20 protein-coding genes are annotated in these 20,661 nt (G+C 65.0%); 12 read left to right on the top strand and 8 right to left on the bottom strand.

All coding sequences use genetic code 11. The annotated features are described in order from the left end of the window. The first annotated feature begins 89 nt into the window (after window positions 1–89). Genes garD through GM658_RS07520 form a run of 3 tightly spaced genes read left to right on the top strand, consistent with a single transcriptional unit; the run spans window position 90 to window position 3,335 of the window. Complete coding sequence (garD, locus tag GM658_RS07510; protein WP_155453379.1) at window positions 90–1,646, top strand: galactarate dehydratase; 1,557 nt, start codon at window positions 90–92, stop codon at window positions 1,644–1,646. 16 nt (window positions 1,647–1,662) lie between these two features. Continuing rightward, complete coding sequence (locus tag GM658_RS07515; RefSeq protein ID WP_155453380.1) at window positions 1,663–2,472, top strand: NAD-dependent epimerase/dehydratase family protein; 810 nt, start codon at window positions 1,663–1,665, stop codon at window positions 2,470–2,472. Next, window positions 2,469–3,335 carry an aldose 1-epimerase gene (locus tag GM658_RS07520; protein ID WP_155453381.1) on the top strand — a complete coding sequence of 289 codons (867 nt, stop codon included), beginning with the start codon at window positions 2,469–2,471 and terminating at the stop codon, window positions 3,333–3,335. Before GM658_RS07515 ends, GM658_RS07520 begins: the two co-directional genes overlap by 4 nt. Before the next feature lie 11 nt (window positions 3,336–3,346). Here GM658_RS07520 and GM658_RS07525 read toward each other — a convergent pair whose 3' ends face one another. Together GM658_RS07525 and GM658_RS07530 are read right to left on the bottom strand one after the other, a co-directional pair. Beyond that, on the bottom strand, window positions 3,347–4,060 hold the full coding sequence (locus tag GM658_RS07525) for a rhamnogalacturonan acetylesterase (protein WP_155453382.1): 714 nt from the start codon (window positions 4,058–4,060) through the stop codon (window positions 3,347–3,349). A 70-nt stretch (window positions 4,061–4,130) separates the two neighbouring features. Further along, window positions 4,131–4,829, bottom strand: a complete 699-nt coding sequence (locus tag GM658_RS07530) for a FadR/GntR family transcriptional regulator (RefSeq protein WP_211841828.1) — start codon at window positions 4,827–4,829, stop codon at window positions 4,131–4,133. Between the two features lie 129 nt (window positions 4,830–4,958). On the opposite strand from GM658_RS07530, the gene GM658_RS07535 reads away from it, so the two are divergent. From GM658_RS07535 to GM658_RS07560, 6 genes are all read left to right on the top strand, one after another. Then, window positions 4,959–5,690: a FadR/GntR family transcriptional regulator gene (locus GM658_RS07535; RefSeq protein WP_155453384.1), complete on the top strand. Its 732-nt coding sequence runs from the start codon at window positions 4,959–4,961 to the stop codon at window positions 5,688–5,690. 135 nt (window positions 5,691–5,825) lie between these two features. Further along, complete coding sequence (gene kdgD, locus GM658_RS07540; RefSeq protein ID WP_211841829.1) at window positions 5,826–6,743, top strand: 5-dehydro-4-deoxyglucarate dehydratase; 918 nt, start codon at window positions 5,826–5,828, stop codon at window positions 6,741–6,743. Beyond that, window positions 6,743–8,323 (top strand): aldehyde dehydrogenase (NADP(+)), encoded by a 1,581-nt coding sequence (locus tag GM658_RS07545; protein ID WP_155453385.1) that lies wholly within the window; start codon window positions 6,743–6,745, stop codon window positions 8,321–8,323. Before kdgD ends, GM658_RS07545 begins: the two co-directional genes overlap by 1 nt. Before the next feature lie 53 nt (window positions 8,324–8,376). After that, a complete protein-coding gene (locus tag GM658_RS07550; RefSeq protein ID WP_155453386.1) occupies window positions 8,377–9,786 on the top strand; it encodes an MFS transporter in 1,410 nt (469 codons plus the stop codon). After that, window positions 9,786–10,664: an SMP-30/gluconolactonase/LRE family protein gene (locus GM658_RS07555; protein ID WP_155453387.1), complete on the top strand. Its 879-nt coding sequence runs from the start codon at window positions 9,786–9,788 to the stop codon at window positions 10,662–10,664. The genes GM658_RS07550 and GM658_RS07555 overlap by 1 nt, the downstream gene beginning before the upstream one ends. 97 nt (window positions 10,665–10,761) lie before the next feature. Beyond that, the gene (locus GM658_RS07560; protein ID WP_155453388.1) at window positions 10,762–11,550 is read left to right on the top strand and encodes a PEP-CTERM sorting domain-containing protein; all 789 of its coding nucleotides are present in this window, start codon (window positions 10,762–10,764) and stop codon (window positions 11,548–11,550) included. Here GM658_RS07560 and GM658_RS07565 read toward each other — a convergent pair whose 3' ends face one another. Beyond that, window positions 11,551–11,853: a YciI family protein gene (locus tag GM658_RS07565; protein ID WP_155453389.1), complete on the bottom strand. Its 303-nt coding sequence runs from the start codon at window positions 11,851–11,853 to the stop codon at window positions 11,551–11,553. Next, the gene (locus GM658_RS07570) at window positions 11,850–12,662 is read right to left on the bottom strand and encodes a helix-turn-helix domain-containing protein (protein WP_155453390.1); all 813 of its coding nucleotides are present in this window, start codon (window positions 12,660–12,662) and stop codon (window positions 11,850–11,852) included. The genes GM658_RS07565 and GM658_RS07570 overlap by 4 nt, the downstream gene beginning before the upstream one ends. Before the next feature lie 116 nt (window positions 12,663–12,778). On the opposite strand from GM658_RS07570, the gene GM658_RS07575 reads away from it, so the two are divergent. From GM658_RS07575 to GM658_RS07585, 3 genes are all read left to right on the top strand, one after another. Then, window positions 12,779–13,801 (top strand): alpha/beta fold hydrolase, encoded by a 1,023-nt coding sequence (locus tag GM658_RS07575; RefSeq protein WP_155453391.1) that lies wholly within the window; start codon window positions 12,779–12,781, stop codon window positions 13,799–13,801. An 86-nt stretch (window positions 13,802–13,887) separates the two neighbouring features. Beyond that, entirely contained in the window at window positions 13,888–14,787 is a 900-nt protein-coding gene (gene lpxO, locus GM658_RS07580) for a lipid A hydroxylase LpxO (protein WP_155453392.1), read from the top strand. A 34-nt stretch (window positions 14,788–14,821) separates the two neighbouring features. After that, window positions 14,822–15,706, top strand: a complete 885-nt coding sequence (locus tag GM658_RS07585) for an alpha/beta hydrolase (RefSeq protein WP_155453393.1) — start codon at window positions 14,822–14,824, stop codon at window positions 15,704–15,706. 4 nt (window positions 15,707–15,710) lie between these two features. On the opposite strand, the gene GM658_RS07590 is transcribed toward GM658_RS07585, so the two are convergent. The 4 genes from GM658_RS07590 to GM658_RS07605 are packed head-to-tail and all read right to left on the bottom strand — an operon-like array spanning window position 15,711 to window position 20,584. Then, window positions 15,711–16,037 carry a hypothetical protein gene (locus GM658_RS07590; RefSeq protein WP_155453394.1) on the bottom strand — a complete coding sequence of 109 codons (327 nt, stop codon included), beginning with the start codon at window positions 16,035–16,037 and terminating at the stop codon, window positions 15,711–15,713. 5 nt (window positions 16,038–16,042) lie between these two features. Further along, window positions 16,043–17,305, bottom strand: a complete 1,263-nt coding sequence (locus tag GM658_RS07595) for an NRAMP family divalent metal transporter (RefSeq protein WP_155453395.1) — start codon at window positions 17,303–17,305, stop codon at window positions 16,043–16,045. A gap of 10 nt (window positions 17,306–17,315) precedes the next feature. Next, window positions 17,316–17,510, bottom strand: a complete 195-nt coding sequence (locus tag GM658_RS07600; RefSeq protein WP_155453396.1) for an oxidoreductase-like domain-containing protein — start codon at window positions 17,508–17,510, stop codon at window positions 17,316–17,318. Continuing rightward, window positions 17,507–20,584: a diguanylate cyclase gene (locus GM658_RS07605; RefSeq protein WP_155453397.1), complete on the bottom strand. Its 3,078-nt coding sequence runs from the start codon at window positions 20,582–20,584 to the stop codon at window positions 17,507–17,509. Before GM658_RS07605 ends, GM658_RS07600 begins: the two co-directional genes overlap by 4 nt. Window positions 20,585–20,661: the final 77 nt, after the last annotated feature.

Below are 20,661 nucleotides of genomic sequence, written 5' to 3' on the forward strand. Positions count from 1 at the left end.
GTCAGGCCAAAATCGCAAGGTGGACTAGCCAATCGTGTTTTTTGTGTGGCATACTGAAAACGTAGGTTGGGATCATCAAAAGGACTTTTATGGAAATTGCACGCTACATCAAGATGCACGAGGCAGACAACGTTGCCATCGTGGTCAATGACGGCGGCTTGCCGGCCGGGGCGGTATTCGCGGACGGCCTGGTGCTGGCCGAGGGCGTGCCGCAGGGGCATAAGGTGGCGCTGGCCGACCTGGCCGAGGGCGATCCGGTAATGCGTTATAACGTCACGATCGGATACGCCAGCCAGGCAATTGCGCGCGGTTCCTGGGTGTCGGAGAAAGTGCTGCGCATGCCGGGCGCGCGTTCGCTGGAAGGGCTGCCGGTCGGCACCCGCAAGCCGGCCCCGTTGCCGCCGCTGGAGGGTTATACCTTCCAGGGCTACCGAAATGCCGACGGCTCGGTGGGAACGCGCAATATCCTGGCCGTGACCACCACCGTGCAGTGTGTGTCGGGCGTGGTGGAGCACGCAGTCAAGCGCATCAAGGAGGAACTGCTGCCGCGCTATCCGAACGTGGACGACGTGGTGGCGCTGGAACATATTTATGGCTGCGGGGTGGCGATCGACGCGCCGGGCGCGGACGTGCCGATCCGCACGCTGCGCAATATCAGCAAGAATCCCAACTTCGGCAACCAGGTGATGGTGGTCAGCCTGGGCTGCGAAAAGCTGCCGCCGGCGCGCCTGTTCCCGGCTGGCAGCATCCCGATTGCCTCGGCCAACCTGAATGCGGCGGCGGGCGAGCCGGACGTGGTGTGCCTGCAGGATGGCGCCCACGTCGGCTTCAACGCGATGATCGATTCGATCATGCGCACGGCCGAGCATCACCTGAAGGCGCTCGACGCGCGCCGCCGCGAGACAGTGCCGGCTTCCGAGCTGGTGGTGGGCGTGCAGTGCGGCGGCAGCGACGCCTTCTCGGGCGTGACGGCCAACCCGGCGGTGGGCTTTGCCACCGACTTGCTGGTGCGCGCCGGCGCCGCCGTCATGTTCTCGGAAGTAACGGAGGTGCGCGACGGCATCGACCAGTTGACTTCCCGCGCCGAGACGCCGGAAGTGGCGGCCGCCATGATCCGCGAAATGCAGTGGTACGACGATTACCTGAAACGCGGCGGCGTTGACCGCAGCGCCAACACCACACCGGGCAACAAGAAGGGCGGCCTGTCCAACATCGTGGAGAAGGCCATGGGCTCGATCGTCAAATCCGGCTCGGGCGCCATCAACGGCGTGCTGTCGCCGGGCGAGAAACTGATGCGCAAAGGACTGATTTACGCCGCCACGCCGGCCAGCGATTTCATTTGCGGTACGCTGCAGATGGCGGCCGGCATGAACATCCACGTCTTTACGACTGGACGCGGCACGCCTTACGGCCTGGCAGCGGTACCGGTGATCAAGGTCGCCACCCGCAACGAACTGGCGCAGCGCTGGCACGACCTGATGGACGTGAATGCGGGCCGCATCGCCAGTGGCGAAGCGACGATCGAGGACATAGGCTGGGAGCTGTTCCGCCTGATGCTGGACGTGGCAAGCGGCAAGCAGACCTGGGCCGAGCACTGGAAGATCCATAATTCCCTGGCGCTGTTCAATCCAGCGCCGGTTACCTGATAGCGGAGGAAGAACTATGACGGCAAAACCATTCAAGCGCATCCTGCTGACGGGCGCTGCGGGCGGCCTTGGCAAGGTGCTGCGCGATCGCATCAAAGCCTGGTCGGAAGTGGTGCGTTTGAGCGACATCGCCGACATGGGCGAGGCGCGGTCCGGCGAGGAACTGGTGCAGTGCGACCTGTCCGACAAGGCCGCCGTGCTGAAGCTGATGGAAGGCGTCGATGCGGTATTGCACTTCGGCGGCATTTCGACCGAGGCGCCGTTCGAAGCGATCATGCAGGCCAATATCCTGGGCGTGGCCAACCTGTACGAGGCCGCGCACAAGCATGGCGTGAAGCGCCTGGTGTTTGCCAGCTCCAACCATGCGATCGGCTATTACCGCACCACCGATATGCTTGATGCGAACATGCCGACCCGGCCTGACAGCATGTACGGCATTTCGAAGGTGTTCGGCGAACAGATGTCGCGCTACTATTACGACCGCTTCGGCCTGGAGACGGTATGCATCCGCATCGGTTCCAGCTTCCCGCAGCCCGCCAACAAGCGCATGATGTCGACTTATTTGTCGTATGACGATTTGACCGAGCTGTTGCGCTGCTCGCTGTTCGCGCCGCGCGTGGGACATACCATCGTGTTCGGCATGTCGGACAACGATTCGGTCTGGTGGGATAACCGTTACGCCGCGCACCTGGGCTATCGGCCGAAAGATTCGTCGTCCAAGTTTGCGCACCTGTTCCCGGACTCCGCCGAGTTCCCGGAGAAGGACGACATCACGACCATCTACCAGGGCGGGAAATTCCTGCTCGACGGCCCGATGTTCAAGTGATTGAACTGCGCAGCGGCAGCTTGCGGGCGCTAGTGCTGCCCGCTGCCGGCGGCGGCCTGGCGCGCCTTGACTGGCGCGGTATGGCTGTCCTGCGTCCCGCACCCGACGGCGTGGCGCAGCCGCTGCCCGGACAACTGGCCTGTTTCCCCCTTGTCCCCTGGTCCAACCGGATCGCTCCCGAAGGCTTCGAATTCGAGGGACGCCGCATTGCGCCTGCGCCCACGCGCGAAGGCGAGCCATGCCCGATTCACGGCGACGGCTGGCGCCTGCCCTGGCAAATCGAGTCCCGCAGCGAAAGCAGCGCCGTGCTGACTCTTGACCGCTGCGATGGGTCGCCTTTCGCTTTCACCTCCAGCCTGGAGTACGCGCTCGCAGGAAGCGCCTTGCGCATCACGCTGCGAGTCCGCAACCGGGGCGCGTACGCGCTGCCATTCGGCCTGGGCCTGCATCCGTGGATGCCATGTCCTGAAGATGCGCTTTTGCGAGCCAAGGCTGATGGCGTGTGGCTCTCGGGCGCAGACAAGCTGCCCGCAAAGCGTGTCGCGCTGCCGCCCGCCTGGAACTTCTGCGGCGCCGCGCCGCAGCCGCTGCCGCGCGATGGTGTGGACAACGCTTTCACGGGCTGGGATGGCCGCGCCCAGGTCGACTGGCCGGCGCGCAAGCTGCGGCTGGAGATTGAAGCCGATATGTCTTGCTTCATCCTGTACGCGCCGCCGGGCAAGGACTTTTTCTGCTTCGAGCCCGTCGATCATCCGATCAACGCCCACAACTTGCCGGGCGGCGTATCGGCCAATGGGCTAAGCGTGCTGGCGCCCGGCCAGGCCCTGTCGCGCACCGTGGTCTTCACCGCCGAGGATCTCTGAGCGGGGAACGTTCACTCCGAGGTAATGGCAGGTTTGGTCAGCGGACCAAGAGCAGGGAACAGCCGCAGCAATTCTTGCGCCGCCATATCGCCGAAGAAGCGGCCGCCTTTCGGGCCGAGGTGGGTGTAGTCGAAGCCCGCGCCTTTCGGCTGCGCCAGCGCATCCGCCTCGGCCGAACCCATGGACTGCACTGCCGCCAGCGACAGCGCATTCAGGTCCAGCAATGCCGCGCCTTCGCGCCGCGCCACCTCGCGCGCGGCCGATGCCCACGGCGCCAGGTCGTTCCACACATAGCCGTTGCGGAAGCTGCGGCGGGTGAGCGATGTGACCAGGACCGGCACGCCGCCGTCGGCCTTCACGTCCGCGACATAGCGCGCCAGGTTGGCGGGATACTCCTGCACCAGGTCCGTCGAGCGCCCCGGTTTTCCGGGCTGGTCGTTGTGGCCGAACTGCACCAGCACATACGTTGTGCGGAAGCCAGCGCCATCGCGCAGCAGCGCCTGCACCTGGTCCCACCGCCCCTCTGCGCGGAAGGATTTGGAACTGCGCCCGTTCATGGCGAGATTGATGCAGATGGTATCGGCACGCTGCCGGCGGCAAAGGTAATCGCCGTAACCGCCGCCGCTGGCGACAGTCGAATCGCCGACCAGGATGATGCGGTCAGCGGCGCAGGCCGGAACGGTCAAGGCAAAGGCGAGGGACAACGAAAGGATATGGCGCAGCATGAGACTCCCCTGAAGTTCGTCCCATTTTATTTTGGCCTGACCGAGGTTTCAAGTGGTCAGGCCAAAAAAATCAGCCGCGCGAGAAGGTCTTGGTCACGCGTTCCAGGTGGGCGCGCATGGCCTGGCGGGCGCCGGCCGCGTCGTGCGCCGCGATGGCCGCCACGATATTGCGGTGGTCGTTCAGCGTGTTCTGGCGCAGGTCTTCTGTCTGGAAGTGTTCCTTCAGCTTATGCCACATGGAGCCGCGCTGGTTCCACAGCGTTTCCACCACGCCGACCAGCGCCGTATTGCCGGTAGCGCGCGCAATGGCCAGGTGGAAGTTGCGGTCGGCTGCCTCATTGCTGGCGCGGTCTGCGTGATGCTGTTCCATTTCCGCCGCGGCGCGCAGGATCGCATCGATCGCCGAATCGGTCGCCATCTTGGCTGCAATGGCCGCCACTTCGGACTCAATCAAACGGCGCGCCGCCAGCACTTCGAACGGTCCCGGGCCGCCTTCGGTCACGTCGGAAGGGGAGTTGGCTTGCTCGCTGACATAGACGCCGGAGCCGCCGCGCACTTCGACGATTCCGGACAGCTCCAGCGCAATCAGCGCTTCACGCAGGGAGGCGCGGCTGACATTGAGTTTGACGGACAGTTCCCGCTCGGCCGGCAAGCGCGTGCCGGGCTTGATGTTCTCGGCGCGGATCAGGTCCTGGATCTTGGCGGCGACAACGCGGTACAGCCGTTGTTCGGCTGGATGGGGCTCCGTTGCGGCAGTTTTCTTGGTCATGCGGCGACCGCTTTCTGAAGGGGATTGGTCGCCCGATTTTAATTTGGTCTGGCCAATTTCGCAAGAAAACAACATCCTGGATGTCTCTGATAAGATGTCTGACATCTTTTTGACATGTATAATGCCGGCATGACTATCCTTCCACGCAAGCGACATACCCTGGCCCAGGGCGTCGTCGAACAGATCAGCGCCAGCATCAACAGCGGCGTGCTGAAACCCGGCGACAAGCTGCCCACCGAATCGGCCATCATGGAGCAGCATGGCATCAGCCGCACCGTGGTGCGCGAAGCGATTTCGCACCTGCAGGCGGCCGGCCTGGTGCAGACCCGCCATGGCATCGGCACCTTCGTGCTGGAGAAACCGCGCGGCAACGGAGGCCTTGGCATCGACGCCGAAAGCATCGTCACCGTGCGCGACGTGCTGGCCATCCTCGAACTGCGCATCAGCATGGAAACCGAGACCGCAGGCCTGGCCGCGACCCGCCGCAACGAGCAGCAAGTGGCTGAACTGGCGCAGGCGCTGGAAGACATGCGGCAGGCGATGGAGCAGGGCCGCGCCTCGGTGGAAGCCGACCGCCGCTTCCACCTGGTGATCGCCAAGGCGACCGGCAACCGCTATTTCGTCGACATCCTCGGCCAGCTTGGCCAGGCTATCATCCCGCGCGCCCGCGTCAACACCGCCGGCCTGGCGCAAGACCGCCCGGCCGACTATCTGGAACGCGTGCACCGCGAGCACGAAGACATCTTCCGCGCCATCCAGCGCCAGGACCCCGAAGCAGCACGCGCCGCCATGCGCACCCACCTTTCCAACTCGCGCGAACGCCTGCTGCAAGCCCAGCAACGTTTCGAAAACGCCGCCTAGAAAAAAAAGGGGACGTAACGCTTTTTCGCAGAAAAAGCGTTACGTCCCTTTTTTTCGCTTGCGTTCGTTTAAACTAGGTTGTACGATGACTTACAACTGATCTTCATCAAAACAACCACACTTAGGAGTTGCACCATGTCGCTGTCCCCGCAAGAACTCAAGAAAGTCATGTCCTCCGGCCTGTTGTCCTTCCCGATCACCGATTTTGACGCTGACGGCAACTTCAACGCCAAGACCTATGCCGAACGCCTCGACTGGCTGGCGCCATACGGCGCGAGCGCACTGTTCGCTGCCGGCGGCACCGGCGAGTTCTTCTCGCTGACCGGCCCTGAGTACTCGCAAGTGATCAAGGTCGCCGTGGAATCGTGCAAAGGCAAGGTGCCGCTGCTGGCCGGTACCGGCGGCCCGACCCGCCAGGCGATCGCCTACGCACAGGAAGCCGAGCGCCTGGGCGCCGACGGCCTGCTGCTGCTGCCGCACTACCTGACCGAAGCCAGCCAGGATGGCCTGATCGAACACGTGGCCCAGGTTTGCGAGTCCGTGAAGATTGGCGTTATCGTCTACAACCGCGCCAACTGCCGCCTCACTGCCAACTCGCTCGCCATCCTGGCGGCGCGCTGCCCGAACCTGATCGGCTTCAAGGACGGCGTGGGCGACATCGAATTGATGGTGCAGATCTACCGCAAGCTGGGCGACCGCTTCTCCTACCTGGGCGGCCTGCCGACTGCGGAAGTCTACGCCGGCGCCTACAAGGCCCTGGGCACCCCGGTCTACTCCTCCGCCGTGTTCAACTTCGTGCCGCAGCTGGCGATGGACTTCTATCACGCCACCGCCGCCGGCAACACCGCCGAAACCGACCGCATGCTGGACGAGTTCTTCCTGCCATACCTGGAAATCCGCAACCGCAAGGCCGGCTACGCAGTGTCGATCGTCAAGGCCGGCGCCCGCCTGGTTGGCCATTCCGGCGGCCCGGTACGCGCTCCGCTGACCGACCTGACTGCGGAAGAAGACCAGATGCTGCTGGCGCTGATCAAAAAATCGGGTGCGCAATAATGCAGATCACCGGTCACATGATCATCGGCCAGCAGCTGGTGCGCGGCGCAGCCGGCACCCAGCTGGCCTTCAACCCCGCCACGCGGCAAGACCTGCAGCCGGCATTCGGCCAGGCCGAGCCGGCGGACGTGGAGCGCGCCTGCGCGTTGGCCGAACAGGCTTTCGACGCTTACCGCGCCACCACGCCGGCAGTGCGCGCCGCCTTCCTGGAGGCTGTGGCCGGCAATATCGACGCGCTGGGCGCCACCCTGACCGAACGCGCCATGGCCGAAACCGGCCTGCCGCAAGCCCGCCTGGAAGGTGAGCGCGGCCGCACCGTCAACCAATTGCGCCTGTTCGCCAAAGTCGTGCGTGATGGCCACTGGCAGGGCGCCACGCTGGATTCCGCGCTGCCGCAGCGTACCCCGCCGCGCCCTGACCTGCGCTTGCGCAAGATCCCGGTCGGTCCTGTCGCCGTCTTCGGCGCCTCCAACTTCCCGCTGGCCTTCTCGGTGGCGGGCGGCGATACCGCCTCCGCATTGGCCGCCGGCTGCCCGGTGGTGGTGAAGGCGCATGCCGCCCACCCTGGCACCTCCGAGCTGGTGGCGCGCGCCGTGCAGAAAGCTGTCGCCGACTGCGGCATTCCGGAAGGCGTGTTCTCCATGGTCCACGGCAATGGCCGCGTGATCGGCCAGGCGCTGGTGGCCAACCCGTTCATCAAGGCGGTTGGCTTCACCGGTTCGCGCCAGGGCGGTACCGCACTGATGCGCACTGCCGCTGCGCGCCACGAGCCGATTCCCGTGTACGCCGAGATGAGCTCCATTAATCCGGTCTTCATGCTGCCGTCAGTGCTGGCAGCGAACGCCGAAGCATTGGGCGCCGCCTTCGTCGAATCGCTGACCATGGGCGTGGGGCAGTTCTGCACCAACCCCGGCCTGGTGATCGGCGTGGCCGGTCCCGGCTTCGACCGCTTCGCCGCCGCCGCTGCGGCCGCGTTGCAGGCGAAGGGCGCCGGCACCATGCTGACCGCCGGCATCCACGATGCCTACGAATCGGGTATCGGCCGCCTGACGGGCGCCGATGGCGTGCAAGTGCTGGCAAAAGGCCGGCCGGAAGGCGCAGGCTGCGCAGCGCAGGCTGCACTGTTCCGCGTCGACGCCGCCACCTTTGCCGCCAGCCACGCGCTGCAGGAAGAAGTGTTCGGCCCGGCCTCGCTGTTGATCGCCTGCCGCGACGAAGCCGAAATGCTGCGTCTCGCCGCCGGACTGGAAGGGCAACTGACCGCCACCGTGCACTGCACGGCCGACGACCACGCGCTGGCGGCCAGACTGTTGCCGACGCTGGAGCGCAAGGCGGGCCGCGTGCTGTTCAACGGCTTCCCGACCGGCGTCGAAGTGTGCCACGCCATGGTGCACGGCGGCCCGTTCCCGGCCACCTCGGACAACCGCACCACGTCCGTCGGCGCACTGGCGATCGAGCGCTTCCTGCGTCCGGTAAGCTACCAGAACGTGCCACCAGCCTTGCTGCCGCCGGCGCTGCAGGACGATAATCCATTGGGCCTTGCGCGCCTGGTGGATGGAGAGCTGCGTACGGCAGTTTGATCAGGTAGTACGGCCGGGGGAGACACCGGCCGCTTTAGCTTTTAAAAGAAACCATGAATCAGCCCAACCCGCAAGCCGCCGGCCTCGCAGCCGAACCGGCAGCCGCCATCGGTAAATACCGCTGGACCATCTGTGGCCTGCTGTTCTTCGCCACCACCATCAACTACCTCGACCGCCAGGTGCTGTCGCTGCTGGCGCCTTCGCTGTCGAAGGAGTTCGGCTGGTCCAACACCGACTACGCCAATATCGCCGCCGTCTTCCAGTTCGTGTACGCCATCGCGATGCTGTTCGCCGGCCGCGTGATCGACAAGATGGGCACCCGCCGCGCCTTCGTGCTGGCGATCGTCGTATGGTCCCTGGGCGCCGTGCTGCACGCCTATTCGGTCTCTGTCGGCACTACCGTTTCGAATCTCCTGGCCGCCGTCGGCATCGCTGCCGTGCCGGTTTCGGTGGCCGGCTTCATGGTCGGCCGCGCCGTGCTGGCGCTGGGCGAAGCGGGCAACTTCCCGGCCGCCATCAAAGCCACTGCGGAATACTTCCCGAAGAAGGAACGCTCCTTCGCCACCGGCATCTTCAACTCCGGCGCCAATATCGGCGCCATCCTGGCGCCGATCACGGTGCCGGTGATCGCCGAAGTGTGGGGCTGGCAGGCTGCCTTCATCATCATCGGCGCCATTGGATTCGTGTGGATGGGCTTCTGGCTGGTGTTCTACGAAACGCCCGCCAGGCAGAAACGCCTGTCGCGCGCGGAACTCGATTACATCAACAGCGACGCCGAAGCGCCCGCTGCGCCGGCCGCCGCTGGCGGGGCGCCGCGCAAGGCATCCTGGTTCAAGCTGCTGTCCTACCGCCAGACCTGGGCCTTCACCATCGGTAAGTTCATGACCGACGGCGTGTGGTGGTTCTTCCTTTTCTGGCTGCCCAAGTTCATGTCGGCGCAGTACGGCGTATCGGGCACCGAAATGGTGATGCCGCTCGCGGTGCTGTATTCGATGACCATGTTCGGCTCCATTGGCGGTGGCTGGTTCCCCACCTTCTTCATCAATCGCGGCGCCAGCGTCTACCACGGCCGCATGCGCGCCATGCTCACCATCGCGGTGTTCCCGCTGGCGGTGCTGCTGGCGCAGCCTCTTGGCTACCTGGGCATCTGGGTGCCGGTGATCCTGATCGGCATTGGCGCCTCCGCGCACCAGGCCTGGTCGGCCAACCTGTTCACCACCGTGTCCGATATGTTCCCGAAGCACAGCGTCGGCTCGGTGGTCGGCATCGGCGGCATGGCCGGTGGCCTCGGCGGCGTCCTGATCACCAAGGTGGCCGGCAAGCTGTTCGACTACTACGGCGCGCTGGGCCATATCCAGACCGGCTACATGATCATGTTCACCTTCTGCGCGCTGGCCTACCTGAGCGCATGGTGCATCATGAAGGCGCTGGTGCCGGCCCACAAGGAAATCACGGACCTGTGATGGAAAAAGTCAGCGGAGTTCACTGCAAGACCGGCGAAAGCCCGACCTGGCATGCAGGAGAGGGCGCCTGGTATTGGGTCGATATACCGGCGCGGCGCGTCTGGCGCCTGGACTGCGCCAGCGGCGCAACCCGCTACTGGCAAGTGCCGGAGATGGCGGCCTGCATTTCGCCCGCCGCGCGCGGCGGTTTGATCGCCGGCATGGAAAGCGGCATCTTCCATCTCGCTTTACACGAAGACGGCAGCGTGTCGGCCGAAAGGCTGGCCGCACCGCCGGCCTCGGAACTGGGCGAAGGCATGCGCTTCAACGACGGCCGCTGCGACCGGCAGGGCCGCTTCTGGGCCGGCACCATGTTCATGGACATGGCGGCCGAACGCGCAGTGGGCAACTTGTACCGTTTCACCACCGGCGAAGGCCTGTCCAGGCCTTTTGTTACCGGCATGCTGACGCAGAACGGCACCGCCTTCTCGCCGCGCGGCGACGTGATGTACCTGTCCGACTCGCATCCGCAGCGGCGCATGGTGTGGGCTTTCGATTACGACATCGCCAGCGGCAGCCCGCACAACAAGCGCGTCTTCCTCGACCTCGGCGCGCAGAAAGGCCGCCCCGACGGCGCCGCAGTCGATGCCGACGGCTGTTACTGGAGCTGCGCCAACGATGGCGGCCTGCTGCAGCGCTACACCCCGGCCGGGGTACTCGACCGCGAAATCGCGCTGCCTTTCGCCAAACCCTCCATGTGCAGCTTCGGCGGCCCTGATTTGTCCACCTTGCTGGTCACTTCCATCGACCCCGGCACGGCTGGCGCGCACGGCTGGCCCGGCGCCGTCCTCCTGCTTCGTCCAGGTGCACAGGGGCTCCCGGAAGCGCTTTTTGCCTGAGCAGGCGGGGCAGAGTCAGCCAAAATGTCGGAAATCTTTACATTTCCGTCACGTCGCAATCGCAAGCTGTTGATTCTTCGCAGGGAAAATTTCCGGCATGAAAATTGCTTATTTGATATTTTTATCTTTTTTGAAAATAAGCATGCGCTCAAGACTCTTCCTGCACGCGGTTTATGCGGCCCTGCTCGCCGTAGCCGCCTTCCCGGCACACGCCGGAATCCTGGCCACCATCAAAGTCAGCAGCGCATCGCATGTGAATCAATATGACGAGGATGACGGCCGCCCAGCGATTCCATTCGAAGGCACGCTGGCGTCCAGCCTCAAGCCACTCAATATGCATCACCTGCCTAGCTGCCGGTCCAGTATCCGCATGGGGTTGAAGTATTCGCGATGTTTTTATGAAGGCGATTTCTCCGGCCTCGTGTCGCCATATGAGACTGAATTCAGATCGCGCTTGAAGACAGATGTGCCGATGGGAAGTGAGTTTTATACAGAGCTTAGCGTGGGCAACGATGGGAATTACTTCGGAACGTTCTCTTTTGTGCAAACCAAGGTTGAAACCAATATCGACCAAACTGGAACTTATCAATCGACGCTGAATACCAATTACCAGTTCTGGTATGAAGGGGCAGGAATCGCTCCAGCCACGGTGATCGACAACGAGTTCGTCAATCGAATCTGGAGCGCGGGGATGTTCACGAAGCAGGTGTTTTTCACGCAATGGGATGTTCTGGAGGTGTCTGACGTGAATAACCCGCGCTTGACCGGATTTGAGCAGTGGTATGGCGATTTTGAAGCTACGACGTCGACAGTTCCCGAGCCGTCGGCGCCGCTGCTGTTTGCCACTGGTTTTCTCGCCATGGCGTTGCGGCGCGTTCGACGCTGATCAAGTCTTGGGGAGTTCGCGGACTTCGACAGTGCCGCCAGCTTCGTAGACCGGGTTCCCGTGCAGGAAGCGTTTGGCGGCTTCCAGGCTTTCGGCGCGCACGCGCAGGTAGCCGGTGACGTTGGCTGCGGCAGGCTTGTCGCTGCGGCCTTTGCCGGCAAGGATGCCTGCCCCGATCGCGCTGCCGCCATCGAACTGTCCCGAAGCGCGCAAGGCTGCAAGATATTGCCCCCAGCGCGCGCCGTCGTCGGCGATCGCGCGCTCCACTGCATCGTCATGCATGAAAAGGATATAGTCGTTCATCGCGTATCCGAAAGTGAGCGGCAGAACGCCGCGCTGGCCTCATCGGCCGGGAAGCACGATTCGATGTGCAGTTCTTCCAGCGTCACATCGCGTGGCGTGCCGAAGGTGGTGATGGTGGAGAAGAAGGCCACCCGCTGGCCATCGCGCTCAAACACCGATTCCATCAGCAAGGCCGGCGCTGCGCGCAGGTCGCGCTGGCGCCATTGCTGTGGCACGCCCCGATAGGCCAGCACTTCCTCCAGTAACGCGCGCGCCTTGCTGTCGCTGGGTGTACTGGCGACCAGCTTGTGCAGGTGGGCCAGCAAATGGCCTGCGATCTCTTCCCAGTTCACCAGCACGCTGCGTAAATCCTGCGGGTCGAAGACATGGTGCAGCATATTGCGGTGCGGGCTGTCGCGCCCTCCCAGCAGCCAGCGATTCATGCGCACGGCGGCGTCATTGGCCATCACGATATCCCAGTGCCGGTTCAGCAGGAAGGACGGGTACGGTTCCTGCTGCTTCAGCATCGCCTCGATGGCGCGCCGCATCGGCGCCAGTTCGGGATTGGCCAGCGCCGATTCCGTGTAGCGCGGGGCATAGCCGGCCGCCACCAGCAGCGCGTTGCGCTCGCGCAGGCTCATTTCCAGCGTGTCGGCGATGCGGGCCAGGATGTCGCGGCTGGGCTGCGCCTTGCCGGTCTCGATGCAACTCAGGTGGCGGGTGGAGAGGCCGGCGTCCAGCGCCAGGTCCATCTGGCTCAGGCGGCGGGCGGCGCGCCACTCGCGCAGCAGCGCGCCGACGTGGGCAATGGGGGCAAGATTGTCGTTCATGTGGCGATATTAGCAAGGATTTGCGCCGCACTTCCATGACCTCCGAGGTCATTGATTCCGGGTCCCGGTGCACCGATCATGCAAACCATCGAAAACCTCTCATCAAGGAGATGCGCATGAATCGCCGGAACTTATTGAAATTGGGTTTTGCTTCTGCGTTGGCTGCGGCCGGGGCAAGCGCTGCGCGCGTGGCCGGTGCAGCGCGGCTTGCGGCCAGTGCCGTACAAGGCAATGAGTTGCAGCGCCAGGATGCGGCGTTGCGCGCCGAAGCGGCCCGCGATGCGCGCGACTGGCGCGCCGTCCGCCGCTTCGTAGCGACCAGCATGGGACGCGTGGCGGTAGTGCAGCGCGGCGCCGGCCCGCAAGCCGCGCTGTTCCTGCATGGGCTGCCGCTGAACAGCTTCCAGTGGCGCGGCGCCGTAGCGCGCCTGGCGCCGCATCGCCGCTGCATCGCGCCCGACTTCCTTGGCCTGGGCTACAGCGAGCCGGCGCCCGGCGCCAGCCTCGATCCGGAAGGCCAGGTCGCCATGCTGGCCGAACTGCTCGACAAGCTGGGCGTGGACAAGGTCGACGTAGTGGCCAGCGACAGCGGCGGCGCCGTGGCGCAACTGCTGCTGGTGCTGCACCCGGAGCGCGTGCGCAGCCTGCTGTTGGCCAATTGCGACACGGAAGTCGACAGCCCGCCGCCTGCCATGCTGCCGGTGATCGCGCTGGCCAAGAAAGGCAGTTTCGCCGAGGAATGGCTGGCGCCATGGCTGGCCGATAAGGACAAGGCGCGTGCCGCCGACGCCTTGGGCGGGGCCTGCTACGCCCGTCCGTCCGCACTGGCGGATGAAGTGTTCGAGACCTATCTGCGGCCCCTGGTCGACCATCCGCAGCGCCTGCACGCCTATATCACCGCCCTGGAGCGAAACGCCCTGTACGGCATCAAGCCCGCGCTGCAAGCCAGCACGGCGCCGGTGCGCGTCTTGTGGGGCATGGCCGACACCATCTTCCTGCCGCGCGGCGCCGACTACCTGGAGCAGGCCTTCGGCAACAGCAAGGGCGTGCGCCGCATCGAGGGCAGCAAATTGTTCTGGCCGGAGGAGCGCCCGGACCTGGTGGCGCAGGAGGCGCTGGCCTTATGGCGTAGCGCTTAGCAGGCTGGCATTGTTGGAAAACACGCATCTGGCGACTGCGCGGACTAAGGTAAAATCGCAGGTTTGGATCTTTCCGAGGTTTCGCAATGAAATGGGCTGTTGTCGTTTTCTACATCCTGTCCGTCGTGCATATCCACTGGCGCGGCAAGGTGCGCCTGCCGATCGGGCGCCAGCTGTTCGACCACTCGTCGTTCATGGCGCCGATCAATATCTTCATGCACTGGTTCTCGCGCGTGCCGTCCACGCCCTACCTGCCGGTTGACACCTTCAAGGAACTCAAGCCGCTGGAGGAAAACTGGGAAGTGATCCGGGCCGAAGCGGAAAACCTGCTGCGCCTGCAGAAGATCAAGGCCTCGGAAAAGAACGACGACGCCGGTTTCAATTCCTTCTTCAAGAACGGCTGGAAGCGCTTCTACCTGAAATGGTACAACGCCAGCCACCCATCGGCGCAGGAACTGTGCCCGCAGACCTATGCGCTGCTGGCGGCGATCCCGTCGGTGAAGGCCGCCATGTTCGCCGAGCTGCCGCCGGGCGGCAAGCTCAATCCGCACCGCGACCCCTTCGCCGGTTCGCTGCGCTACCACCTGGGCCTGGCTACGCCGAACGACGACCGCTGCTTCATCGACGTCGACGGCGAACGCCATAGCTGGCGCGACGGCCAGGGCGTGATCTTCGACGAAACCTATATCCACTGGGCCATCAACGGTTCCGAGAGCGACCGCATCATCCTGTTCTGCGACGTGGAACGCCCGATGCGCTACCGCTGGGCGCAGGCGGTCAACCGCTTCCTCGGCCGCACCATGATGACCGCCGCCGCCTCGCCCAATGAGCAGGGCGACCAGGTCGGCATGGTGTCGAAGCTGTTCCGTGTTTCCTTCTACGCCGGCAAATACCGCCGCGCCTTCAAGGCCTGGAACAAGACCCTCTACAAAATCACCAAATTTGGCCTTATCATCGGCCTCGCAGCAGCAATCTATTACATCTGAGGCGGCCCGCGCTGCCTCGCATAAAGGAGGCAGCATGCGGCACCCATTTCTGGGCGGCGTCCTGGCCATCGTGCTTGGCGCCGCTACCATCATCCCCGCCACTTGCGGGCCCCTGCGCGACAAGCTGCTGGAGCGGCGCGCGGCGCGCAGCGCGGGCGAAGCCACCGTTTCCGGCAAGGTCCTGCGCGATATTTCCTACGGCAGCGACCCGCGCCAGCGCATGGACGTCTACCTGCCGGCCCAGGCGGCGGCCAGCGCGCCCGTCATCTTCATGGTGCACGGCGGCGGCTGGCGCACCGGCGGCAAGGGCGAAACGGCCGTGGTGGAAAACAAGGCGCCGTATTTCACGGGGCGCGGAGTCATCTTCGTCACCATCAATTACCGCATGCTGCCCGACGCCGATCCTTACGTGCAGGCGCAGGACGTCGCGCTGGCGCTGGCCGCCGCTCAGGCGAAAGCCGCCAGCTGGGGCGGCGATCCGCAACGATTCATTTTGATGGGACATTCGGCCGGCGCCCACCTGGTGGCGCTGATTTCGGCGCAGCCGTCGCTGGCGGCGGGCAGCCGCTGGCTCGGCACCGTGGCGCTCGATAGCGGCGCGCTGGACGTGCCGGAGATCATGGAACACCGCCACATGCGGCTGTATGACGAAGCCTTCGGCAGCGACCCCGCCTTCTGGCGCAAGGTCTCGCCGATGCATGCCTTGCAGCCCGGCGCGCAGCCGATGCTGCTGGTATGTTCCAGCCAGCGAGAAACGTCCTGCAGCCAGGCCAACGCCTTCGCGCAGCGCATGAAGGCCGGCGGCGCCCGCGCCGAAGTGCTGGAGGAGGCCAAGAGCCACCGCGAAATCAACCTGCAGCTGGGTGCAGACAGCGCTTATACCGGGGCGGTGCAGGCCTTTATCGACAGCTTGAAGTAGTGCCTCAGGGCGCCTTCATGTTCGCTTCTTCGGGCGTCAGGATCCAGACCCGGTCGATATTGCCGTTCATGTCTTCCGTGTAGATGACGGGAATGTCCTTCTCGCTGAGGGAGCCCGGCACCACGCTCAGGTTGTCTTCGCTGACGATGCGCGCGGCCGGCGACAGCTGGCGCAGCTTGCCGTCGATGATGATGTCCGGCGCGTAGCCGAGCGTCATCCTGCCGCGCTTGGCGTTCGGCGGGAATGGACGGGGCTCGCGGCCGGCCTCCTGGGCCAGGGCGGGGAAGGCGATGGTGGCCGCAAGGGCCAGCAGGAAGTGTCGTTTGTTCATGCGCGCTAGCTTACCATGCTGGCGAACATCGCCAGTACGCAAATCGCCATCACCACCGTGCAGGACCAGCCCAGGAAACGCAGGCGGCGCGACAGCGTCACCTTGCCCATGACGCCGGGGCGGGTGGACAGCAGCATGGTCACCACCATGACCGGCACCGCCACCACGCCGTTGATCACGGCGCTCCAGTACAGCGCCCGCATCGGGTCCATCGGCAGGAAGCCGATGCCGACGCCGGCCAGGGTGGCGGCGGTGATGATGGCGTAGAACTTGCGCGCCGCCTGCGGTTCCAGTTCCAGGCTGCTGCGCCAGTTGAAGGCGCCCGCCATTGCATACGCCGCCGACCCGGCCAGCACCGGTATGGCCAGCAGGCCGGTGCCGATGATGCCCAGCCCGAACAGCGCAAAGGCCAGCTCGCCCGCGATCGGCCGCAGCGTCTCCGCCGCGCGCGCCGATGAATCGACCTGCAGGATGCCGTGCGCGTGCAGGGTAACGGCGGTGGTCAGCATGATCGACCAGGCCACGAGATTGGAAAATCCCATGCCGATCGCGGTATCGAGTTTGATGCGGCGCAGCTGCGGCTGCACCTGGCGCGGCGCGTGCTTCAGCGGTTCCGCTTCCGGGTCGGCCTGCAGCTCCTCGACTTCCTGCGCGGCCTGCCAGAAGAACAGGTAAGGACTGATGGTGGTGCCGAATACCGCCACCATGGTGGTCAGGTAATCCTTGTTCCAGGTGATATGCGGCATGAACGTGTATTTCACCACCTCGCGCCACGGCACGTCGATCATCAGGACGGTGGCGGCGTAGGCCAGCAGCGCCAGCGTCAGCCACTTCAGCAGGCGCGCATAGCGCTGGTAAGGAATGAAGACCTGCAGCGCGGCCGACAGCAGTCCGAAGCCCAGCGCATGCCAATGCGGCGGACCACCCGCCACCAGGTGCAGGGCGTCGCCCATGGCAGCCAGGTCGGCCGCGATATTGATGGTGTTGGCGAACAGCAGCAGGCTGACCATGGCATACAGCAGCCAGGCCGGGAAACAGCGCCGGATATTCGACGCCAGCCCGCGCCCGCTGGTGCGGCCGATGCGGGCGCTGGTCTCCTGGATGCCGACCATGAGCGGGTAAGTGAACAGGCCGAGCCAGAGCATGCCGAAGCCGAACTGGGCCCCGGCCTGGGAGTAGGTGGCGATGCCGCTGGGATCATCGTCGGCGGCGCCGGAGATAAGGCCGGGCCCGAGCTTGTCCAGCCATGATTGGCTCTGCTGTTCCATGCCACCGATGCTAGCGGCGGCGGACTTTCTTATCTGTACGTTCGCTCACATGGCGCTTTTCCCAGGCGGCGAGGGCAGTGCGGTAGCGCTCGAGGTCTTCGTAGTAGAGGTCGAGCACGCACCAGGTGCAGCCGCTGTGGCAACAGTCGTCCGGACCGGGTTCGGCCGGCGGCTGGGGCTTGGGGTCGTCTTGCGCTTGCATCATTCTTCCATTGCGAGCAGGGCCTGGTTGCGGCCGCGCTGTTTGGCGCGGTACAGCGCTTCGTCGGCCAGGCGTACCAGTTGTTCCGGGCGGCCATTCTCGCTTGGCACCAGGACGGCGACGCCGATGCTGATCGTGACGTGGCCGAGCGGCGAGGCGTCGTGCGGCAGCTTGAGGCGCGCCAGTTCGTCGCAAATGGTTTGCGCCACGCCGATCGCGTCGGCGCCCGGTGTCGCCACCGACAGCAGCGCGAATTCTTCGCCGCCATAGCGCGCTACCAGGTCGGAACTGCGCCGCCCATGTTCGGTGATCAGGTGCGCCACGGTGCGCAGCGTGGTGTCGCCGGCCAGGTGGCCATAACGGTCATTGTACTTCTTGAAGTAGTCGACATCGAGCATCGACAGCGCCAGCGGCTGGCCGGTGCGCAGGGCGCGCCGCCATTCCGCCTCCAGCGCCAGGTCGAAGCCGCGCCGGTTGCCGACGCCGGTCAGGCCATCGGTCTGGCTCAGCGCTTCGAGCTTGCGGTTGGATTCTTCCAGCTCGGCGGTGCGGGCGTGCACCAGTTGCTCGAGCTCGGCCTGGTGGCGCGTCAGGCGCCGGATGCGCCAGCGGTACAGGCCCCACAGTCCGCCCAGCACCAGGGCCGCGGCGCCGACGCGGAACCAGGTGGTCTGCCAGAACGGCGGCGTGATGGTGACGTTGAGCGTCGCCGCTTCTTCGCTCCAGCTGCCGTGGTGGTTGGCGGCGCGCACACGGAACACATAGCGGCCAGGGTCGAGATTGGTGTAGGTGGCGACGCGCCGTTCGGCGTCGGTTTCCTGCCAGTCGGGGTCGAAGCCCTCCAGCCGGTAGGCGTAGCGGTTCTGCGAGGGTTCGGTGTAGTGCAGGGCGGCGAATTCAAGGGTGAAGGCGGTCGCTTGCGAAGACAGCACCAGGCCGCTGGGCGCGGTCAGCGGGCCTTCCAGCCGGGCCTGGTCACGGAAGCGGCCTTCGCTCAGCGAATGGTTGAACAGCTTGATGTCGGTGATCGCCACTTGCGGCGGCACCGAGGCGCTGTGCACCTGGTCGGGGTCGATGCCGGTCATGCCGTGCACGCCGCCGAAATACAGCTTGCCGTCTGCGCCGGGCGCCGAGGCGCCGACGGTGAAGCCGTCGGTCATGCCGTCGGCGACGGTGAACAGCTGGGCCGAGCCGTTGCTGGGGTTCAGGCGGAACAGGCCGGCCAGGGTGCTGAGCCACAGCTTACCGCTGGCGTCGGACTGCATCGACAGCACCTTGTGATGCTGTACGGCGGCGGCATGCGAACGCAGGCGCAGCCCGCCGTTGGGCAATTCCTCGAGTTGCAGCAGGCCGCGCGAGGTGCCGATCCAGACGTGGCCGGCGGCGTCTTCGTGCAGCGCGGTGACGTTGTCGTCGATCATGCCCTCCGGGCCGCCGTTGAGGAAGTGGCGGAATTTGCCGCTGGCCGGGTCCAGCAGGTCGAGCCCGCCGCCATTGAATTCGGAACCCATCCAGACGCGGCCCTTGCTGTCTTCCAGCACGGCGCTGGTGCCGCCCACGCTGCGGCTGTGCGGGTTGAACGGGTCATGGTAGAACAGGGTAGAGCGCTCGCGCTGCGTGTCGTAGCGCACCAGGCTGTTGCCGGTGCCCAGCCACAACACGCCATCCTTGCCGGGAGCGATGGTGTTGATGAAGTCGCTGGCGGTATTGCCGAAGCGGATCAGCTTGAATTTGCCGTCGGGTTTGTCCAGCCGGTTCAAGCCATTGGCTGTGCCGACCCACAATGTGCCTTCCGGCTGCTGGTACAGGCTGTAGACGATATTGTTGCTGAGCGAGCCCGGCTTGTCGTCGGCCTGGTAGCGCCGCAGCACTTCGCCGCGCTGCGGATCGAACAGGCCCATGCCGAGGCTGCCGCCCATCCAGACCGTACCCTTGGGGCCGTTCTCCAGGCTCAGCAAGGCGTTGTTGGCGCGGCCGTGGCGGCCATCCAGGCGGTAGGGCAGGTAGCGCGTGAAGCCGCTGCTGCTCAGGTTGACCAGGGCGATGCCATCGGTGAAAGAGGCGATCCACAGCATGCCGCCGCGGTCTTGCATCATGGCGCGCAGGTTATCGCCCGGCAGCGAATACGGGTCGTCGCTATTGTGGCTGTACTGGTCGAAACGCTGCGCCGCCTCGTCCCAGCGCAGCAGGCCGGCCGACAGCGTGGTGGCCCACAGCGTGCCGTCGCGGTCGACGTAGAAGCTGGTGATGCGGCTGTCGGGGGTGGCCACGGTTTCGCGGCTGTCCCAGGGCTTGCTGCTATCCCAGCGCAGCACCCCGCCTTCGGTGCCGATCCATAGCATGCCGTGGCGGTCGAAGCGCAGCGCGCGCACGATATTGCTGCGCGCGTTGGGATCGCTGCCCTTGTCGACGCGGCGGTGTTCGAATTCGCTGGCGCCGGCCGGCAGCACATCCAGGCCGCCGGGCCAGGTGGCGGTCCACACAGCGCCCTTGGCGTCGACCGCCAGAGCGTTCAAGTCATTGCCGCCCAGGCTGCCCGGGCGGGCCGGGTCGTGCACATACACGGTAAACTTGCCGCTGGCCGGGTCGAAATGCTGCAAGCCGCCCCAGGTGGCCAGCCACATGCCATCCTTCCCATCCGGAACGATGGCCTTGATGATGCGGCCATTGCTGGGCGCATCGGCCGGCAGGAAGGTGGTGAAGTCGTTGCTGTCCGCGTTGAAACGCGCCAGGCCGTTCTGGGTGCCTGCCCACAGCCGTCCCTTGCCGTCTTCATACAGGGCCGCCACGCGGTCATGCGGCAGCTTGCTGCTGTCGCCGGCCTTGCTGTGGTACTTGGTAGCGCGGTAGCCGTCGTAACGGTAAAGGCCGTTAGATTGGGTGCCGATCCACATGAAGCCGCGTTGATCTTGCAATAGCGACAACATTGATGGTTCATCATTGCCGAGCGGCCCAAGTTTGCGGAAGCGCAAGGAGGGAGCGGCATCGGCCGCCGCTGCGAGCAAAGTGCCCGTCAGCAAAAGCAGCAGCAAAAAATAGCGGCTCAAGTGCCAGCCGCGGGCGTCGATAGCATTCATTTAGTGTCATTATAGCTTCCGTCTCAGCAATAATTTACCGTTGCCAAGCCCCATTCCATGCGCTTTACCACAGTTCT

The sequence above is a fragment of the Massilia eburnea genome, from assembly GCF_009720745.1.
GTDB classification, from domain to species: domain Bacteria; phylum Pseudomonadota; class Gammaproteobacteria; order Burkholderiales; family Burkholderiaceae_D; genus Rugamonas; species Rugamonas eburnea.